This window comes from Cognatishimia sp. 1_MG-2023, from assembly GCF_030548175.1.
Taxonomy (GTDB): domain Bacteria; phylum Pseudomonadota; class Alphaproteobacteria; order Rhodobacterales; family Rhodobacteraceae; genus Cognatishimia.
In genome coordinates this window covers 1-16,618 of the sequence record NZ_JAUORX010000012.1, presented here as the reverse complement: position 1 = coordinate 16,618, position 16,618 = coordinate 1, and the positions used below count along the sequence as shown (strand labels likewise).

At 51.2% G+C, this 16,618-nt stretch carries 15 protein-coding genes; 9 read left to right on the top strand and 6 right to left on the bottom strand.

What is annotated here, in order from left to right:
* Nucleotides 1-327 precede the first annotated feature (327 nt).
* The 9 genes from Q4544_RS14820 to Q4544_RS14780 all read left to right on the top strand — a co-directional run bounded on the left by Q4544_RS14820 (nt 328) and on the right by Q4544_RS14780 (nt 11,286).
* Complete coding sequence (locus Q4544_RS14820) at nt 328-1,914, top strand: ABC transporter substrate-binding protein (RefSeq protein WP_303507566.1); 1,587 nt, start codon at nt 328-330, stop codon at nt 1,912-1,914.
* A gap of 90 nt (nt 1,915-2,004) precedes the next feature.
* Entirely contained in the window at nt 2,005-2,961 is a 957-nt protein-coding gene (locus tag Q4544_RS14815; protein ID WP_303507676.1) for an ABC transporter permease, read from the top strand.
* The gene (locus tag Q4544_RS14810; RefSeq protein ID WP_303507564.1) at nt 2,958-3,776 is read left to right on the top strand and encodes an ABC transporter permease; all 819 of its coding nucleotides are present in this window, start codon (nt 2,958-2,960) and stop codon (nt 3,774-3,776) included. The genes Q4544_RS14815 and Q4544_RS14810 overlap by 4 nt, the downstream gene beginning before the upstream one ends.
* Nucleotides 3,769-5,418, top strand: coding sequence for an ABC transporter ATP-binding protein (locus tag Q4544_RS14805; RefSeq protein WP_303507562.1), 1,650 nt, complete (start codon nt 3,769-3,771; stop codon nt 5,416-5,418). Before Q4544_RS14810 ends, Q4544_RS14805 begins: the two co-directional genes overlap by 8 nt.
* 52 nt (nt 5,419-5,470) lie before the next feature.
* Complete coding sequence (locus Q4544_RS14800) at nt 5,471-7,102, top strand: ABC transporter substrate-binding protein (protein ID WP_303507560.1); 1,632 nt, start codon at nt 5,471-5,473, stop codon at nt 7,100-7,102.
* A gap of 78 nt (nt 7,103-7,180) precedes the next feature.
* Nucleotides 7,181-8,131, top strand: coding sequence for an ABC transporter permease (locus tag Q4544_RS14795; RefSeq protein ID WP_303507558.1), 951 nt, complete (start codon nt 7,181-7,183; stop codon nt 8,129-8,131).
* Nucleotides 8,128-9,060, top strand: coding sequence for an ABC transporter permease (locus Q4544_RS14790; protein WP_303507557.1), 933 nt, complete (start codon nt 8,128-8,130; stop codon nt 9,058-9,060). Before Q4544_RS14795 ends, Q4544_RS14790 begins: the two co-directional genes overlap by 4 nt.
* Before the next feature lie 4 nt (nt 9,061-9,064).
* Nucleotides 9,065-10,915 (top strand): ABC transporter ATP-binding protein, encoded by a 1,851-nt coding sequence (locus Q4544_RS14785; protein ID WP_303507556.1) that lies wholly within the window; start codon nt 9,065-9,067, stop codon nt 10,913-10,915.
* Nucleotides 10,916-10,932: 17 nt separating this feature from the next.
* The gene (locus Q4544_RS14780) at nt 10,933-11,286 is read left to right on the top strand and encodes a RidA family protein (RefSeq protein WP_303507555.1); all 354 of its coding nucleotides are present in this window, start codon (nt 10,933-10,935) and stop codon (nt 11,284-11,286) included.
* Between the two features lie 50 nt (nt 11,287-11,336).
* Here Q4544_RS14780 and Q4544_RS14775 read toward each other — a convergent pair whose 3' ends face one another.
* The 6 genes from Q4544_RS14775 to Q4544_RS14750 all read right to left on the bottom strand — a co-directional run.
* The gene (locus Q4544_RS14775; protein ID WP_303507552.1) at nt 11,337-12,254 is read right to left on the bottom strand and encodes a LysR family transcriptional regulator; all 918 of its coding nucleotides are present in this window, start codon (nt 12,252-12,254) and stop codon (nt 11,337-11,339) included.
* 118 nt (nt 12,255-12,372) lie between these two features.
* A complete protein-coding gene (locus Q4544_RS14770) occupies nt 12,373-13,287 on the bottom strand; it encodes a DMT family transporter (protein WP_303507550.1) in 915 nt (304 codons plus the stop codon).
* A gap of 1 nt (nt 13,288) precedes the next feature.
* Nucleotides 13,289-13,912: a cysteine hydrolase family protein gene (locus Q4544_RS14765; protein ID WP_303507548.1), complete on the bottom strand. Its 624-nt coding sequence runs from the start codon at nt 13,910-13,912 to the stop codon at nt 13,289-13,291.
* Between the two features lie 11 nt (nt 13,913-13,923).
* A complete protein-coding gene (locus Q4544_RS14760; protein WP_303507547.1) occupies nt 13,924-14,721 on the bottom strand; it encodes an ABC transporter permease in 798 nt (265 codons plus the stop codon).
* Nucleotides 14,721-15,668, bottom strand: a complete 948-nt coding sequence (locus tag Q4544_RS14755) for an ABC transporter permease (RefSeq protein ID WP_303507546.1) — start codon at nt 15,666-15,668, stop codon at nt 14,721-14,723. Before Q4544_RS14755 ends, Q4544_RS14760 begins: the two co-directional genes overlap by 1 nt.
* Nucleotides 15,668-16,618 (bottom strand): ABC transporter ATP-binding protein (locus Q4544_RS14750; protein WP_303507545.1); only part of this gene is annotated, 951 nt, incomplete at its 5' end. The genes Q4544_RS14750 and Q4544_RS14755, both read right to left, overlap by 1 nt.

The following is a 16,618-nucleotide window of genomic DNA, read 5'->3' as shown; positions in this document are numbered from 1 at the left end:
AGCTGTGACCTAGATTTCAGGCTCAACATTACAGAAACCTTGCGTGCCAAAGCGCTTCACTGACCGTCTGTACGGGCAGATTTTTTACGTTTTTCTTGCACAAAAAACCTTATTTCACAGGGGAATTGTTCAAGCGGTGCCAAAAACGAACGCTGAGCAACGCTTTAAGGAAATAACGCAAATCCACTGAAAGCCATAGCATCAATCAAAGCTGGAAGCAGTTCTAACAACGCGCCGAAGCGTGGCTTCAGCAGCTCAGAAACGCTTCGAGGACAAAAGAGCCGACTTCGAAACAGACGTTGGCCATCAACAAAAATGGGGAACTTCATGAAAGACAATCTCGCAAAACTGTTGGATGCCATCGACAGCGGAGAATTTACGCGCCGTGGTTTTCTTGGTGGGACAGCCGCATTCGGGGCTGCCGTCGCAGTTGGAACATCTATTTCCAGCACCGCTGCCTTCGCACAGGAACCCAAAAAGGGTGGTGTACTTAAGCTAGGTATTGGCGGTGGTGAAACCACTGATACGCTGGACCCAGCATTGGCAGACAACTCTGCGCAGTTTATGGCCACCCGACTTTGGGGCGACTCCTTGTTGGGAGTTACGCCAGACGGTCAGATCGAAAACCGTATTGCCGAAACACATTCATCGAATCCAGACGCCACGGTTTGGACTTTCAAAATTCGCGAAGGTGTAAAGTTCCATGACGGTTCGGAAATGACCGTTGAAGACGTGATTGCCACTTTCAAACGCCATTCTGATGAAAATTCAAAATCAGGCGCATTGGGCAGCCTCAAAGGCATCTCTAGCATCGTCGCCGACGGTCAGAACGTCATCTTTACACTAGAAAGCGGCAATGCCGATTTGCCGTTCCTATTGTCAGGCTACAACCTATTGATCCAACCGAACGGTGGCTTTGATGCACCAGCCGCAGGTGTCGGCACTGGCGCCTACAAGGTCGTGTCATCTGACCCGGGCGTGCGTTACGTCTTTGAAAAGAATGCAGACTACTGGGACACAACACGCGGTCACTATGACAGCATCGAAATGATTGTGATCAACGACGCCACCGCGCGGAACTCTGCGTTGCAAGCTGGTCAAGTGCATATGATCAACAGGGTCTCTCCTAAAGTTGCGGACCTATTGGGCAGATCGCCAAACGTAACCGTGCGCAATACATCCGGTCGGGCACACTATGAATTCGTGATGCTCGTAGACACAGCACCCTTTGATAATAAAGATCTGCGTCTGGCGTTGAAATATGCGATCAACCGCCAAGAAATGGTCGAGAAAATTCTGAACGGCTATGGCAGCGTCGGTAACGATATTCCGATTAACGCGGCTTACCCGTTGTTTGATGAGTCGTTGCCACAGCGCGACTTTGATCTAGAAAAAGCAGCCGAACATTACAAAAAATCTGGCCATGATGGCAGCCCTATCGAGCTAATCGTAGCCGAAGCCGCCTTCCCTGGTGCAACAGATGCCGCCGCGCTTTGGCAGCAAACCTGTCAGCAAGCAGGCATTCCACTGACCGTTAAAAAGGTTCCGGATGATGGTTATTGGGACAACGTATGGCAGAAAATGCCATTCTGCGCCAACTACTGGAGTGGCCGTCCTGTCCAGGATCAAATGTATTCCACAGCTTACACATCCTCTAGTGCTTGGAACGACACACATTTCTACAACGAAGAATTTGACGCACTTATCGTCCAAGCGCGTGCCGAGTTGGACCAAGAAAAACGCGCAGAGCTTTATTCAAAAATCGCTCATCTGTTGTGGGAAGAAGGCGGGGCCGTTGTTCCGATGTTCAACGATCTGATCGACGCGCATACCGATGCCATCGCGGGTTGGGAGCCAGATCCAAACTTTGAACTGATGGCTGGTTACGCCCCACTCAAAACTTGGATGGCCTAATTTAATCGGCTCAAATCATGCATTCAGCCTCTTCACTCGTGGACTGGCTGAATGCAGGGCGGTCACATGTCACATGCAGAAAGCGTGTTTATGCACCCTGTTGTTCTACTAATTTCGCAACGGCTTACTATCGGAATGTTGCTGCTTTTTGCAGTTTCGATTCTGATTTTTGTTGGCACAGAGATGCTGCCCGGTGACGTTGCCCAAGCCATTCTTGGTCAGGCGGCAACCCCGCAAGCAGTCGCAAACCTTCGTTTGGAAATGGGCCTAAACGAACCAGCTTTGTCTCGTTATCTAAGCTGGCTTTGGGGCATCTTACACGGCGATCTCGGCACGTCACTGACAACTCAAAAAGATATTGCAACGGCCATTTCAGGTCGGTTGTATAACACATTATTCTTGGCCTTTTGGGCTGCCATTATCGCGGTTCCTCTTGCGATTGGCTTAGGCTTAATCGCTGTGCGCTACTGTGATCGTTGGCCCGATAAATTGATCTCAGGTGTGACACTGGCCACCATTTCACTGCCAGAGTTCGTGATCGGCTATATTCTGACTTATCTACTGACCGTGAAACTACAGCTGTTCTCACCTGTTTCCCTGATGTTTGACGGAATGTCCCTTGCCCAAAAACTGAATACCATCGCGCTACCAGTCATGGTTTTGGTGATGGTCGTGCTTGCGCATATGATGCGCATGACCCGCGCGGCAATCCTAAATGTCATGGAATCCGCCTATATCGAAACGGCGGTTCTAAAAGGGATGTCGCCCCTTGCCGTTATCACCAAACACGCAGTGCCTAACGCAATCGCACCTGTGGTGAATGTAGTCATGCTGAATTTGGCCTATCTCGTCGTTGGCGTAGTCGTTGTCGAGGTGGTCTTTGTCTATCCCGGTATGGGCCAATATTTGGTTGACCACGTGTCCAAGCGTGATGTGCCGGTTGTACAAGCTTGCGGGCTTGTTTTTGCAGCTGTCTATATTGGCGTCAACATTATTGCCGACGTCATTTCGATCCTTGCAAATCCCAAGTTAAGGCATCCAAAATGACCCGACCGTCCTTTGCCACGCTTGTTGGCATGATCATCACAAGCCTGTTCATACTAGCGGCAATCTTTGCCAACGTTTTAGCGCCCTATGGCCTTGCCGAAATTGTAGGTGACGCATGGGAGCCTTCATCATCAGAGTTTCTGTTAGGAACAGATTCCATCGGGCGAGATCTGTTAAGCCGTATGATCTACGGAGGACGCACGACAATCCTCGTCGCCGCCGCCGCGACGGCCGTTAGCTTTTTAACAGGCTCTATATTGGGCTTTACAGCTGCAGTGGTCGGCGGTTGGTTTGATCAAATCCTATCTCGTTTCGTCGATTTAGTGATGTCTATCCCGCCTTTGATCTTAGCCCTTGTGATCCTTTCGGTGATGCCAACCACAATCGTCGTGCTCATCGTTGTCATGGGTTTACTTGATTCAACCAGAGTCTTCCGCCTGTCTCGCGCTGTCGCAGTAGACATCACCGTTATGGATTATGTCGAAGCAGCGAGACTTAGAGGAGAAGGCACTGTTTGGATCGTTTTCCGCGAAATCCTTCCAAACGCATTATCACTGTTAATCGCCGAGCTTGGCCTGCGTTTCATCTTTGCCGTTCTCTTTATTTCCACGCTGTCATTCTTAGGCTTAGGTGTTCAGCCCCCAGCCGCAGATTGGGGTGGAATCGTCAAAGAAAACAAAGATGGACTTGTCTACGGTATCTCAGCTGCGTTGATGCCAACCATCGCCATAGCCGTCTTGGCCATTTCCGTAAATCTGGTCGCAGATTGGGCGCTCAATCGCACTTCCAGCTTGAAAGGAGGTCGTGGTGCTTGATCAAACAACGACACCAGTATTGTCCGTCAAGAACCTGAAAATTCAGGCGACCAGCTATCCGCCCGGTGAAAAACCAAAAGACATCACCATTGTTGAGGACGTGTCTTTCACGGTGCAAAGGGGCAAAGTTCTAGGCCTAATCGGCGAGTCCGGCGCCGGAAAGTCTACGATTGGTTTGACCTCGATGGCCTTTGGCCGAGGTGGCGTGCGTATAACGGGCGGCGAAATCTTAGTGAATGGTCGTGACATTCTAAAGGATTCTCAAAGCCAACTGCGCTCCCTTCGGGGACAAGATGTCACCTATGTTTCGCAGTCTGCCGCAGCCTCTTTCAATCCAAGCAAGCGTTTGATGGACCAGGTCATCGAAGCAACCCTGCGCCACGGTATTCTTTCCAAAAACGAAGCCAAGACCCGTGCGATCGAGCTCTTTCGAAAACTCGGCCTGCCCTCACCTGAAACCATTGGTGACCGCTACCCACATCAAGTTTCTGGTGGCCAATTGCAACGCGTCATGACGGCGATGGCCCTTTGCCCTAAGCCTTCTTTGGTGGTCTTTGACGAACCAACAACAGCCTTAGATGTAACCACTCAAATCGACGTGCTGAAAGCCATCAAGGAAGCAATCCGTGAAACCGGTGTCGCCGCGCTTTATATCACGCACGACCTGGCAGTTGTGGCTCAGGTCAGCGATGACATCATGGTGCTGCGTCACGGCAAAATGGTGGAGTACGGCGCAACGTCGCAAATCATCACCGCCCCTGCCCAAGCATATACGCAAGATTTGGTTAACATCCGTTCCGAATTGCACTCGGAAAAACAAGAAAACGGGACCCCGATCCTCAAGATCGAGAACGTCACTGCGCGTTATAAATCAGTACCCATTAACGTGTTAAAAGACATCTCTGTCACGCTTGAGGCCGGCCATACATTAGCGGTTGTTGGCGAAAGCGGCTCTGGAAAATCGACACTCGCCCGCGCAATCACCGGATTATTGCCCCCCATTGCAGGTCAGATCAGTTTCAATGACCAGCCTCTTCCCCCTGCGATGCAAGATCGCAGCAAAGATGAATTACGTGATCTCCAAATGATCTTTCAAATGGCGGATGTTGCGATGAACCCGCGGCAAACCGTCGGCCAGATTATTGGGCGACCACTAACCTTTTACTTCGGACTACGCGGCAGCGCACGTAAAGCCCGCATTCGCGAATTGCTCGATCAAATCGAAATGGGCCGCGGTTTCGAGGATCGGTATCCTGCTGAACTATCAGGTGGGCAAAAGCAACGTGTCTGCATCGCCCGAGCGTTAGCCGCAAAGCCCAAATTAATCATATGTGACGAGGTCACTTCCGCACTCGATCCATTGGTCGCAGATGGTATCCTGCGTCTCTTGCTTGACCTTCAGGCCCAAGAAAACGTGGCCTATCTGTTTATCACACATGACTTAGCAACTGTGCGCGCTATCGCTGACAAAATCGCCGTGATGCACAAGGGAAAAATCGTGCGCTACGGCCCGAAATCCCAAGTCCTCACCCCTCCCTTCGATGATTACACCGATCTGCTTTTGTCATCGGTCCCAGAGATGCGTTTGGGATGGCTCGAAGAAGTCATCGCAAATGCGAAAATGCAGGCAGCCGGAAACTAACCCAACTCATAACAAAAGCGGCCCAAGCCGCTGAACCAACAAGGAGAGTAAAATGACTAAATACAAACTCAACGAACCCGACTTTGAGAGCATGAGCCTCGAAGATCGCCAAAAAGCACTCGGCATGGTGTCCAAAGGGGCAACACGGCGAGACGTCATGTCATGGATGATGGGTCTTGGCGCAACCGCTATCGCATCCGGATCCGTTTTTGGATCAGCCACAGCGGCCTGGGCCAATACCCCGAAAAAAGGCGGACGGCTGGTCATTGCAGACGACCAACATGGTCCTGCAGATACCCTTGACCCAGCGCTTTACGCATCTTCCAACGACTATTTCCGTGGCCGTATGTTCTTTGGCTCTCTGACGCGCCTAACGAACGACCTAAGCTACGAACCAGAACTGGCCGAAGAAGTCATTTCCAACGCCGACGCAACCGAATGGACATTCAAAATCCGCCGCGGTGTCGAATTCCACGATGGCAAAACGCTTACTGCAGATGACGTCATCTATTCTATGAACCGTCACCTCGGCGAAAACACCGTTTCAAAAGCAAAATCGCTGGTTGATATGGTGTCTGAGTGGGTCAAAGTAAACGACTACGAAGTCAAGGCGGTCCTAAGCTCACCCAATGCCGACCTTCCGATCGCTTTGGGAACGTTCCACTTTAAAATCGTCCAAGACGGCGCAACCGACTTCTCTAACCCAGTCGGTACCGGTCCTTATAAAGTGGCTGAATTTACGCCAGGCGTACGCACAATCGGTGTCCGCAATGAAAACTATTGGACCGATGGTGCCTATCTGGATGAGATCGAGCACTTTGGCATCGGCGACTCTGTTGCGCGTCTAAACGCGTTTCTAAACGGCGATGTGGACGTCATGGCCAATCTGCCACCTAAAGCAATCGCCAAAGTCCAAGCCGCAGCTGGCAAAGAAGTTTGGTCTGTCAAATCTGGTGCCTATATCAACTTAGCCTGCCGCATGGATCTTGCAGAATCCAACAACCGCGACATGATCATGGCAATGAAACACCTGATGGATCGTGAACGTATCGTCAAAGGTGTCTTCAAAGGCGAAGGCTCATTGGGCAACGACCATCCAATCGGCCCGGCATATTTTGACCATTGCCCTGATATACCACAACGCGAATTGGACCCAGACAAAGCGGCCTATCACTTTAAGAAATCCGGCATCGGCAGCACAACGATTCCAATCGTTGCGTCCGAAATTGGGCCAGGCTGCGTTGAACAGTGTCTATTCTTGCAACGTGAAGCCAAGAAAATCGGTATGAACATCGACGTACAAAAGGTCACAACCGATGGCTGGTTCAGCACCGTTTGGATGAAAGCCCCAATCAGTGCGCAAAGCTGGAACATGCGTCCGACAGCAAACATCATGATGTCACTTGCGTTTAAATCTGACGCAGCATGGAACGAAACATTCCATCAAGACCCAGAGTTCGACAAAATTCTTGTTGAAGTGCGCGGCGTAACGGATCCTGCGAAACGCAAAGAAATGTACTGCACTCTGCAAGAAAAAATTCACAACGAAAACGGCTGTGTTGCTCCAGCACACCGCAACTATGTGGATGCGAATGCGTCTTACGTCAAAGGTTTGGCTCATGTGCCAATCAACAACTTTGGCGGATCTGAATGCGCGCCAACTCTGTGGCGTGACGACGCCTAAATAGCCGACTTCTTTGTCCCCGTGTCATCTGTACGCGGGGGCAAATGATGCCACCACATAATGATCCGGAGGCTCGCCTTGCTGTCTTTAATCGCAAAACGTTTAGGAATTGGTTTGATCACGGTACTCGCCGTGTCGATCATCATCTTCCTAGGCACCAAAATCTTACCCGGCGATGCCGCTGAGCTACGGCTTGGTCAATCAGCATCTGCCGAAAACCTTGCCGTCCTCAGAGAGCGCTTGGGATTAGATAAACCATATTGGCAGCAATATCTTTCTTGGCTTGTAAATTTCGTCCAAGGCGACATGGGCAATTCCCTGTCTGGTGATACTCCAATTTCAGGGTTGATCGCTGATCGGTACCAAAACACCTTGATCGTCAGCGGGTTGACCGCTTTGATTGGTGTCCCAATTTCCGTAGCCCTTGGTGTGATGGCCGCCATGTTCCCTGGCAGCACCTATGATCGCGTACTCACCTTTACTTCGGTCACATTAGTAGCCGCCCCAGAATTTTTTACCGCAACATTACTCGTTCTGTTCTTTGTACTGTTCTTAGGCATGGGCAGCACAATTGTCTCCGGCAGCACCGACGGCATGGGGTTATTTGAACTGATCCAACATTTCGCGTTGCCTATCACCACGCTGTGCTTTGTGATCGCTTCGCAGCTCATCCGTATGAGCCGCGCAGCCGTGCTCAACGTCATGGCTTCGCCCTATATCGAGATGGCCATACTCAAGGGCATCCCCCGTCGCCGCATCATTCTACGTCACGCCTTACTGAATGCCATTGGGCCGATCGTAAACGTGATCGCCCTGAATTTGGCTTACCTAATCACAGGTGTGATCGTGGTCGAAATCTACTTTAGCTACCAAGGCCTTGCGACCCTAATCGTTCAAGGTGTGCAAACCCGCGATTTTGTATTGGTCCAGAGCTTAGGCATGATTTTTTGTGCAACGTATGTGGTGATCATGTTGATCGCCGACATTGCTGCCATCTTGGCCAACCCTCGTCAAAGGCATCCAAAATGACCCATCACTCCCGCCCCTCAACACAAGAACACTATGTTGCCCCCTTTGATGACGTCACCTCATTCGAGGAGCTGAAAGACGCCCCTCCCCCGGCGAAGTTTAAGTTAACGTTCATGGGCAAAATCGGAGCTGTCGTCGTTACCTTTTGGGTGTTAATCGCCCTCTTAGGTCCCTTCATCGCGCCCCTCGGCGAAAACGAATTGCCTTTCCCCGACGCCTATAGCGAATTCCAAGCGCCGCAACCCGGCGCGTGGCTGGGCACAGATGTAGACGATCGCGATGTACTGTCACGCCTCATGTTTGGCGCCAGCCGCACCCTAGGCATTGCTTTTGCAGCTACCATCATCGCTTACTTTTTTGGCGTAATTCTCGGCATCGGTGCCATTGTAGCTGGGCCGAAAGTCGACCTAGTGGTCAGCCGCATTAACGACGCGTTCATGAGCCTACCCACAATCATGCTTGGCCTTGTCGTGGTGGCCGCTGTTGGGTCATCTATTCCAATTCTGATCCTCACCGCAGGGTTCATCTATACAACGGTCGTATTCCGTTTGGCCCGTGGCATCGGTATGGACATCATCGTTATGGATTATGTCGAAGCCGCCAAAGTGCGCGGCGATGGCATCTGGTGGATCGTTACCCGCGAAATCTGGCCAAATGCCGCGATGCCATTGATCTCAGACTTTGGCCTGCGTTTAATCATCGTGATCTTATTCATCTCTAGCCTTGGCTTCCTTGGCCTTGGTGTGCAGCCCCCCCAGGCCGACTGGGGCAGTATGGTGCGCGAAAACCTCGGAGCGCTGCAATATGGCGAAAGCTATTTACCAGTAATTGCCCCAGCCGTTGCCATTGCAACGCTCACCGTCGGGATCAACTTGGTTGTTGATGACATCTCGTCCCACGCGGGTCGCAAACTATCAGGACGGATGTAACATGATGGACGACATCGTTTTCCAAGCAAAGAACCTACAAATCCACGCGATGCGCGATGATGGCAGCGAATTACCCATCGTCAAAGGTGTGGATTTCAAAGTGCACCGCGGCGAAGTCGTCGCACTGATCGGCGAATCTGGATCTGGCAAAACAACCATTTCGCTTTCGGCATTAGGGTATTGCAAACCCGGTCTAAAATTCGCCGGCGGACAGGCAGAGCTGTTAGGCCAAGATCTAACCAACATGACAACAGACGCCTTGCGTCCCTTGCGTGGGCAACGGGTTGCCTATCTTGCGCAAAGCGCGGCCGCTACATTTAACCCGGCCCTAAAGATCAATGAACAGGTAACCGAAGCCCCCGTAATCCATGGAACAAAAACCCAGAACGACGCAAATCTCCGGGCGTTGGAACTCTACCGCGCACTAGAATTACCAAACGCAGACACCATCGGAGACCGCTATCCACACCAAGTGTCAGGCGGGCAGCTACAGCGCTTGATGGCAGCAATGGCGCTTTGCGGAGATCCCGATTTATTGGTTTTAGATGAGCCCACAACAGCGCTGGATGTTACAACACAAATCGAGGTTCTAAAGGCGTTTAAAAAGGTCATTCGCGATGAAGGTGCCGCTGCCATCTATGTCACGCATGATTTGGCATTGGTCGCACAAATCGCAGATTACATTGTGGTTCTGTACAATGGCGAGATCAAAGAAAAAGGTCCCACTGATGTCATCATCAACAATCCACAACACCCTTATACCAAACGCTTGATCGCTGCGAGTCGCCTAGAACCGCAAACACAACACAGTGCCCAAGAACAACCTGCCGAAATAGAACCACCTGCGCTGACGACTACACAGATTGACGCCGGTTATGGCCCAACCAAAGATGGTCGCCCACTTGTACAAATTTTACATGATGTCGACCTAAGCGTTCAAAGGGGCCAAACAGTTGGAGTCATCGGTGAATCTGGCTCAGGAAAATCAACCCTTGCACGGGTTGTTGCCGGGCTATTGCCCCCGGCATCCGGTTCTGTGGTTTTGGCGGATGAAACCCTGCCCCCTGCCCTTGCTCAACGCAACCGCGATCAGCTGCGCCGCATTCAATTCGTGTATCAAATGGCAGATACCGCGCTCAATCCACGCCAACGCATCCGTGATATTCTTGGGCGTCCGTTAGAATTTTACACAGGCGTTTCCGGCCGCGAGAAAAAGGATAAAATCGACGAACTTCTGGAAATGGTTGATTTACCCAAATCCTTCGCAGGTCGATATCCACACGAATTATCCGGTGGCCAAAAACAGCGCGTAAATTTAGCACGCGCATTGGCCGCCAGCCCGGATGTCATCCTGTGCGACGAGGTTACCTCTGCACTTGACAGTATCGTCGGGGCGAATGTCATTGCACTGCTAAAAGATCTACGCGAACGTACAGGAATTGCCTCGGTCTTTATCAGCCATGATCTCTCAACTGTGGCATCCTATGCTGAACATCTCGTGGTTCTATATGCAGGGCGTGTTGTTGAAAGCGGCCTAACGCACCAAGTTTTATCCAATCCTCAGCATCCATATACCCGTTTGCTCATCGCTTCCGTGCCCGAAATGCGGATCGGTTGGTTAGAAGACGCTGCCAAAGCACGTATCACACCAACTGGAACGTCAGATAATAAATTTTCAACGGCCAGTGGTTGTCCATTTATGCCCAGATGCCCAATGGTCATCGACAATGTTTGTTCACGCGTGACACCACCACGTCGGCAGGCAAACCCGGGCTCTAACCACGGTTTTGCATGTCACCACGACGTTAACGCATTGGCCGTTGAAACAGTTTCACCAGAGTCACACCAAATCTAAGTCAAAAAGGAAATACAATGACGACGATTACCCGCAAAGAAGTCGGCCCACGCATGAGCCAAATCGTAACCCACGGCGACACAATTTACTTGTCCGGCCAAGTTGGTGCAGATGGCGAAAGCGTCACCAACCAAACCAAAGCAACTCTAGCAGAAATTGATCGCCTGCTTGCCGAAGCTGGCTCTGACAAAGAGCACATCCTTCAGGCCATCATCTGGATGGCAGACATGAAAGATTTTGACGAAATGAATGCTGTTTGGGACGCATGGGTTCCCGAAGGAAAAACGCCTGCCCGCGCCTGCGGTGAGGCAAAACTTGCACTACCGGTTCTGAGTGTAGAGATCACGATTATCGCTGCTAAAAAAGCCTAATCCTCACACCAGATGCGAACGCTCCGAACCTTCCTGTTGGGGCGTTCGCTTTAAGTGCGAAAACTGGAATGCCGGTCCCGCAAAGCCATTTTGATCAACCAGTTCTTTAACGCCTCAGCCGCTGACTGCGTGGATTTATCCGCAAGCTGACTGATGACATATTCGGTACATTTCGTTCCGCGTTCATCAATCCGAACCAAGCTGCCATTACGAAACTCAGACGCACAAATAATATCATCCGCAAGAATAATCCCCTCGCCGTCAACAGCCGCGCCAATCGCCAATGAGAAATCCGTATAGACCTTCCCCTCTTCCCAAAGATCACTGCCCGGGCGGTGCTGCGCAAACCAATTTTGCCAGATGCGGCGCCCATTGTCGTGCACCAAGGGTAACTGCTCAGCCAACGTGTCAAAGTCACAGTCGCTTTCCAGACCTTCTATCAGTTTAGGAGAACAGGCCGGATACCCCAAAACAGGAAACAGGCTTTCCTCGGCATTTTCAGCCCCCGGCAATCGGCCTGCAAAATGCACGGCCAAATCCGTTTTTGTACCCTCCGCCCCCTGTGGGCGCCAAGTGGGCAGCAAGTCGACTTCGACGTTCTTAACTTCGTCGCAATAGGCTGTAATTTGACGACGAAGCCACCGTGCGGCGACAGCCGGTTCGGCACTAACGGTTAAACTCACTTTATTGTTGCGCGTCCGAGCCGTGAACTTCTCGCTGGCATCCCTGAGCACCTGAAAGGGTTTACGAATTTCCGAAAACAACACATGGCCTTCTTCGCTCAACTCCACATGGTTGCCTGATCGGACAAAGAGATCCACTTCATACCAAAGCTCTAGGTTGCGAACATGACGGCTAATCACGCTATGGCTCACATTCAACTCACTCGAAGCGGCCGCAAAACTGACGTGACGCGCCGCCGCCTCAAATGCTCGCATTGCATTTAGATACTGTAAGTTGTTTTTCATTCGATCACCTCTGTATCTTGCTCAGTTTCTCAAAACAGCGAAGCAAAGGTGATACCCGTCTCACTATTTTGCTTTTGAACTGGCCAACGACAGACTTTCGATCTTCTGAACCCACCGATCAGGAAGTCGCCGTGTCCTTGGCCTTTCCTGATTGGGCAAAAACCAACAGACAGCCCGACACCACGATGATCCCAATGCCCAGCAATCCAACCAGATTGGTTGTCGTATTCCACAGCAAAAAGCTCCAGATGCACGCGAAAATCAGGAATGAATATTCAACCACCGCCACAAAGGCCGATTGCCCGATGCGGTAAGCTTGAGCAATGGCCATCACGGCGACAACCGCACCGATAGCCTGAAACAGCGTTAAACCCATGAACCGGCTAGTCGGTACAGTCCAACCTGCGGTCAAGAAAGTGGGTGACTCTACGGGCATCATTGAGAAATAGATCAACATAACCAGACTAATGCACCCAATGGACGCAAACACACCAATCGCCAACAGCGCCGGGCTTTCGTCCCCACACAATTGTGGCGTCAGCAACATGCCAAGCCCATAAAAAGCACCCGCCACCAACGGCAAAACGGACAGGGCTGTAAGCGTCGCTAAATCAGGCTGCAACAGCAGCAACACGCCGGTAAACCCAGCCCCAATCAAACTGAATTGCAGGGCTGTAATCCGAACACCGAATAAAACAGCTGAAAAGAGCAAAACCCAGATAGGCGCACTAAACAATCCAGCACCGGCCTGCGCGACCGGAAGCACACCCAAAGATGCAAAATACATTAGCAAGCCAATCGCAACGGTCACGCTGCGCATGGCAAGGTTTTTAAACTTCTTTGGTCGCAAACTTTGGCCAAACACGCGACCAATCAAGACTAAGATCGGAATGGCCATCAAGGCACGAAACACCTGAAACTGCCAAACCCCGGCCTCTTCCGCGACCAAAGCAACAAAATTATCAATGAAACTTAAAACGGCAGACGCCAGCAAAGCGAGTAGGGCCGAACGAACATCTGCCGATAGTGTCATCTTAACCTGCGTTTTTCATAGCTGTAACCGTTTCATCCAATGTGCGAACAGCACCTGTCTGCAAATATTCCACAGCCTTCAGCGCCGAATCGTGCGCCTCTTGACCGGAACCGGCAACACAGTCCTCAATCACACGGCAGAAATAGTCACCCTGGTGCGCATCAACGAATGTGTAATGCACACAGACATCAGTCAAACCGCCCACTAGGATTAGTGTTTCTGCCTTTAGGCCCTTCAAAAGGATTTCCAAATCAGTGCCATAAAACGCGGAATAACGGCGCTTTTGGATCACATAATCATCATCCCGAATGCCCAATTGCTCCACCGCCAAAGCAGTGTTCGGATTGCTATCCAGGCAATGTACATCCTCGTCGCCATCCAGCTCACGCCCGAAATCAATCAGGTTCGCACGGTGAATCTCCTGAATGAAGATCACAGGTATGTCGTTTTCACGCGCAGCGTCGATTGCCACTTTCGCCAAAGCCATACGATCTGCATAGCCCTGCATGTGATCAATCACACGCACCGCACTCTGATCAACAAACGTGCTTGCTTGAATATCAATCACGATCAAAGCGGCTTTGCCTTCGATCAGCGCACGGTCTTTCTTGTTGAAATTAGCCATTAAGAATTTCCTTATTTACTTTTGTCTGCGCCCAAAAGTTGGGGCAAGTTTCCAAAACGCGCGATCAATGAGAAAATCAGTATCGACGCTGAGATAAAGGTGATGGCACCAACAGCCATCGTAGGTGTGAAGCCGTTCCGCAGAGAGTTGAAAATCTGCACGGTCACCGTCGAATAAGCTGACGCTGAAACGAAAAAGACCACGATGAACTCATTGAAACTCAGCACCACGGCAAAGAAGAAGCCCGACGCGGTAAATGGCAGCATTTGCGGCAAGATAACCGTCCGAAAGGCTGTGCTTTCTGTGGCTCCCATCGTTGCGGCAGCATCAAGATGCGAGCGGTCAAGGCTTTGTAGCCCGATGGACAAGGTTGTCAGCGGCAAAGCAATGAACAGCGCGGCATGGCTCACGATACCTGACCAGATTTCCCCAAGAGAGCCGGAAAACCCCCAAAAGAAAACCAGACCAACACCAAAGATAATCGGCGGCAATGCAAATGGCATAGAGGCCAAACCCGCCAAAAGCTTCGAAAACCTATCGGCCTTCCGCCACAACCAATACGCAATCGGCCACGCCGCCAGCACAGCCAGCGATGCGCTGCCAAAGGCGATGATCAACGAGTTCTGCAAGGACCGAATCCAGATCTCTTCGGTGACGAAGAACTCAACAAACCGTTGCAACGTCGGATCTTCTGGAGGGAAAAACATAGTACGCCCGCCATTCAATGCAGCAGCGCAAACTACCAGAATTGGCAATGCGATCCACAAGGCCATCGTGCCCATGAATATCCGTGAAATAAGCTTACCCATTATTTGGTCCCCTCATCATTGCCCAAGGCAACCCGGCCCAAGACCAATACAATGGTCGCTGCAATCAACAGAATAACCGCCTGTGCCGATCCAAAGGGCGCATTCAACGTGGCCCCACGCACCGCTTCGTAAACTGATATGGAAAGTGTGTGTTTATCCGGCGCGGCAAAAACTGCGATGGTCACATAAGCTCCCAGCAGGAACACAAACAGCAACATGACTGTGCCAATCAGCGGTGTACGAACCATTGGCAAAACAACCGTACGCACAACCGTAATCGGCCCTGCGCCCATCGTGCGCGCTGCTTCTACCACCTCATTGTTGATTTTAGACAATGGTGGATACAATAGGATCACAGCATAAGGCCAAACCAGATAGGTCATGGTCAAAATCGTTGCAAATTCAGTCGGCTTAAACCGCACATTACGTGGGCTCGCCAATCCCCAGTCGCGCAAGACGTCCAACCAGCCTGTAACCTTCAGCCATTCCGTGACCCCGGTTTCCTTGAACAAAGCAGGCAAGCCAGAGCGGTTGGACAATAGGATATCCCAGCCCATGACTACAAAGACCTCTGAGAGAGTCAAACTGGCCAAAAAGAAGATCAACCAGCAAGTCTGCGCCCGGCGTGACAAACGCGTCATCAGCCAAACAAAAGGAAAACTTGTCGCGACTGCCAAAATCGATGCAACCATAGCGTAGTACAAAGAGTACCAAAGAAACTTTAGGTAGAGAAACGATGTGGTATTCGGATAATCAGCGCCAACGAAAAAGCGCTTGTAGTTATCCAGCTCAAATCCCCATACCCATGCCGCACCTTCGATCTTTTCGCCAAAGGAAATAGCAAAGACCAACAAAAATGGCGTGATGCATAGAATGAGAATGCCCGCGATATACGCCAATCGGGTTAAGCGCATCGGCAGTGGTTGTGATGAAAGAGTATCTGCCATTACGCCGCCTCTTCGCTTTCATGCGACCGCTCTGGCAGCAAGTGTAGGAAGCTCTCAGGCAACTCTGCGTGGAATGTATCACCGACCTTTACAGTCGCCTCAAATGAGCCGGGAATTTCTGCTGTCATCGCCCCGACTGGGGTTTCTAAGTGAATTTCTCGGGCTGGCCCTTCGTCACGTACAAACGTCACTGTCCCCGGTATCGAGTTTGGAACAGCCGTGTCTGTCAGCGAAACGACCTCTGGGCGACAGAACAATGTCGCCTGTTGCCCAGCTGTAAACCCACCTCGATCAACAACAGAGATTTCGGTATCGCCAAGGCGCACACCAGTATCCGTCGCTACGCCATCAAACAAATTCGCGTTGCCGATAAAGTTCGCCACAAAAGCGTTAGCTGGTTTATGGTAAATTTCCTGCGGCGTACCGATCTGCTCGATGCGCCCCTGTGACATAACCACGATTTGATCAGCCATTGTCATCGCTTCACGTTGATCGTGGGTCACAACAATAGTGGTAATGCCTAATTTCTGCTGCAACAGGCGCAACTGCATCTGCAAATCACCGCGCAACTGCGCATCCAGCGCAGACATTGGCTCATCTAACAGGAATACTTCGGGTTGCTGCGCCAAGGCGCGTGCAATGGCAACACGTTGGCGTTGACCACCGGACAGTTGCCCAATCTTACGCTCGCCTTTATCGCCAAGCTGCACAAGCTCTAGCAGCTCTTGCGCTTTGGCACGTCGCGTTGCGGCATCCACTCCAGCAATACGCAGCGAATACGACACGTTGCGCTGTACATTCAGATGCGGGAACAACGCGAAGCTTTGAAACACCATGCCGAACTTGCGTTGTTCTGCGCTTTGGGAGGCGATATTCTCGCCTCCCAAAATTATGTCTCCTTCAGTGGGCATCTCGAGCCCTGCAATCATACGAAGCAGAGTCGTTTTTCC

What these genes read in the sequence shown, in the direction of transcription:
- Q4544_RS14820 (WP_303507566.1), top strand. Translation starts at nt 328, where the DNA reads ATGAAAGACAATCTCGCAAAACTGTTGGATGCCATCGACAGCGGAGAA.
- Q4544_RS14815 (WP_303507676.1), top strand. Translation starts at nt 2,005, where the DNA reads ATGCACCCTGTTGTTCTACTAATTTCGCAACGGCTTACTATCGGAATG.
- Q4544_RS14810 (WP_303507564.1), top strand. Translation starts at nt 2,958, where the DNA reads ATGACCCGACCGTCCTTTGCCACGCTTGTTGGCATGATCATCACAAGC.
- Q4544_RS14800 (WP_303507560.1), top strand. Translation starts at nt 5,471, where the DNA reads ATGACTAAATACAAACTCAACGAACCCGACTTTGAGAGCATGAGCCTC.
- Q4544_RS14790 (WP_303507557.1), top strand. Translation starts at nt 8,128, where the DNA reads ATGACCCATCACTCCCGCCCCTCAACACAAGAACACTATGTTGCCCCC.
- Q4544_RS14785 (WP_303507556.1), top strand. Translation starts at nt 9,065, where the DNA reads ATGGACGACATCGTTTTCCAAGCAAAGAACCTACAAATCCACGCGATG.
- Q4544_RS14780 (WP_303507555.1), top strand. Translation starts at nt 10,933, where the DNA reads ATGACGACGATTACCCGCAAAGAAGTCGGCCCACGCATGAGCCAAATC.
- Q4544_RS14775 (WP_303507552.1), bottom strand. Translation starts at nt 12,254, where the DNA reads ATGAAAAACAACTTACAGTATCTAAATGCAATGCGAGCATTTGAGGCG.
- Q4544_RS14770 (WP_303507550.1), bottom strand. Translation starts at nt 13,287, where the DNA reads ATGACACTATCGGCAGATGTTCGTTCGGCCCTACTCGCTTTGCTGGCG.
- Q4544_RS14765 (WP_303507548.1), bottom strand. Translation starts at nt 13,912, where the DNA reads ATGGCTAATTTCAACAAGAAAGACCGTGCGCTGATCGAAGGCAAAGCC.
- Q4544_RS14760 (WP_303507547.1), bottom strand. Translation starts at nt 14,721, where the DNA reads ATGGGTAAGCTTATTTCACGGATATTCATGGGCACGATGGCCTTGTGG.
- Q4544_RS14755 (WP_303507546.1), bottom strand. Translation starts at nt 15,668, where the DNA reads ATGGCAGATACTCTTTCATCACAACCACTGCCGATGCGCTTAACCCGA.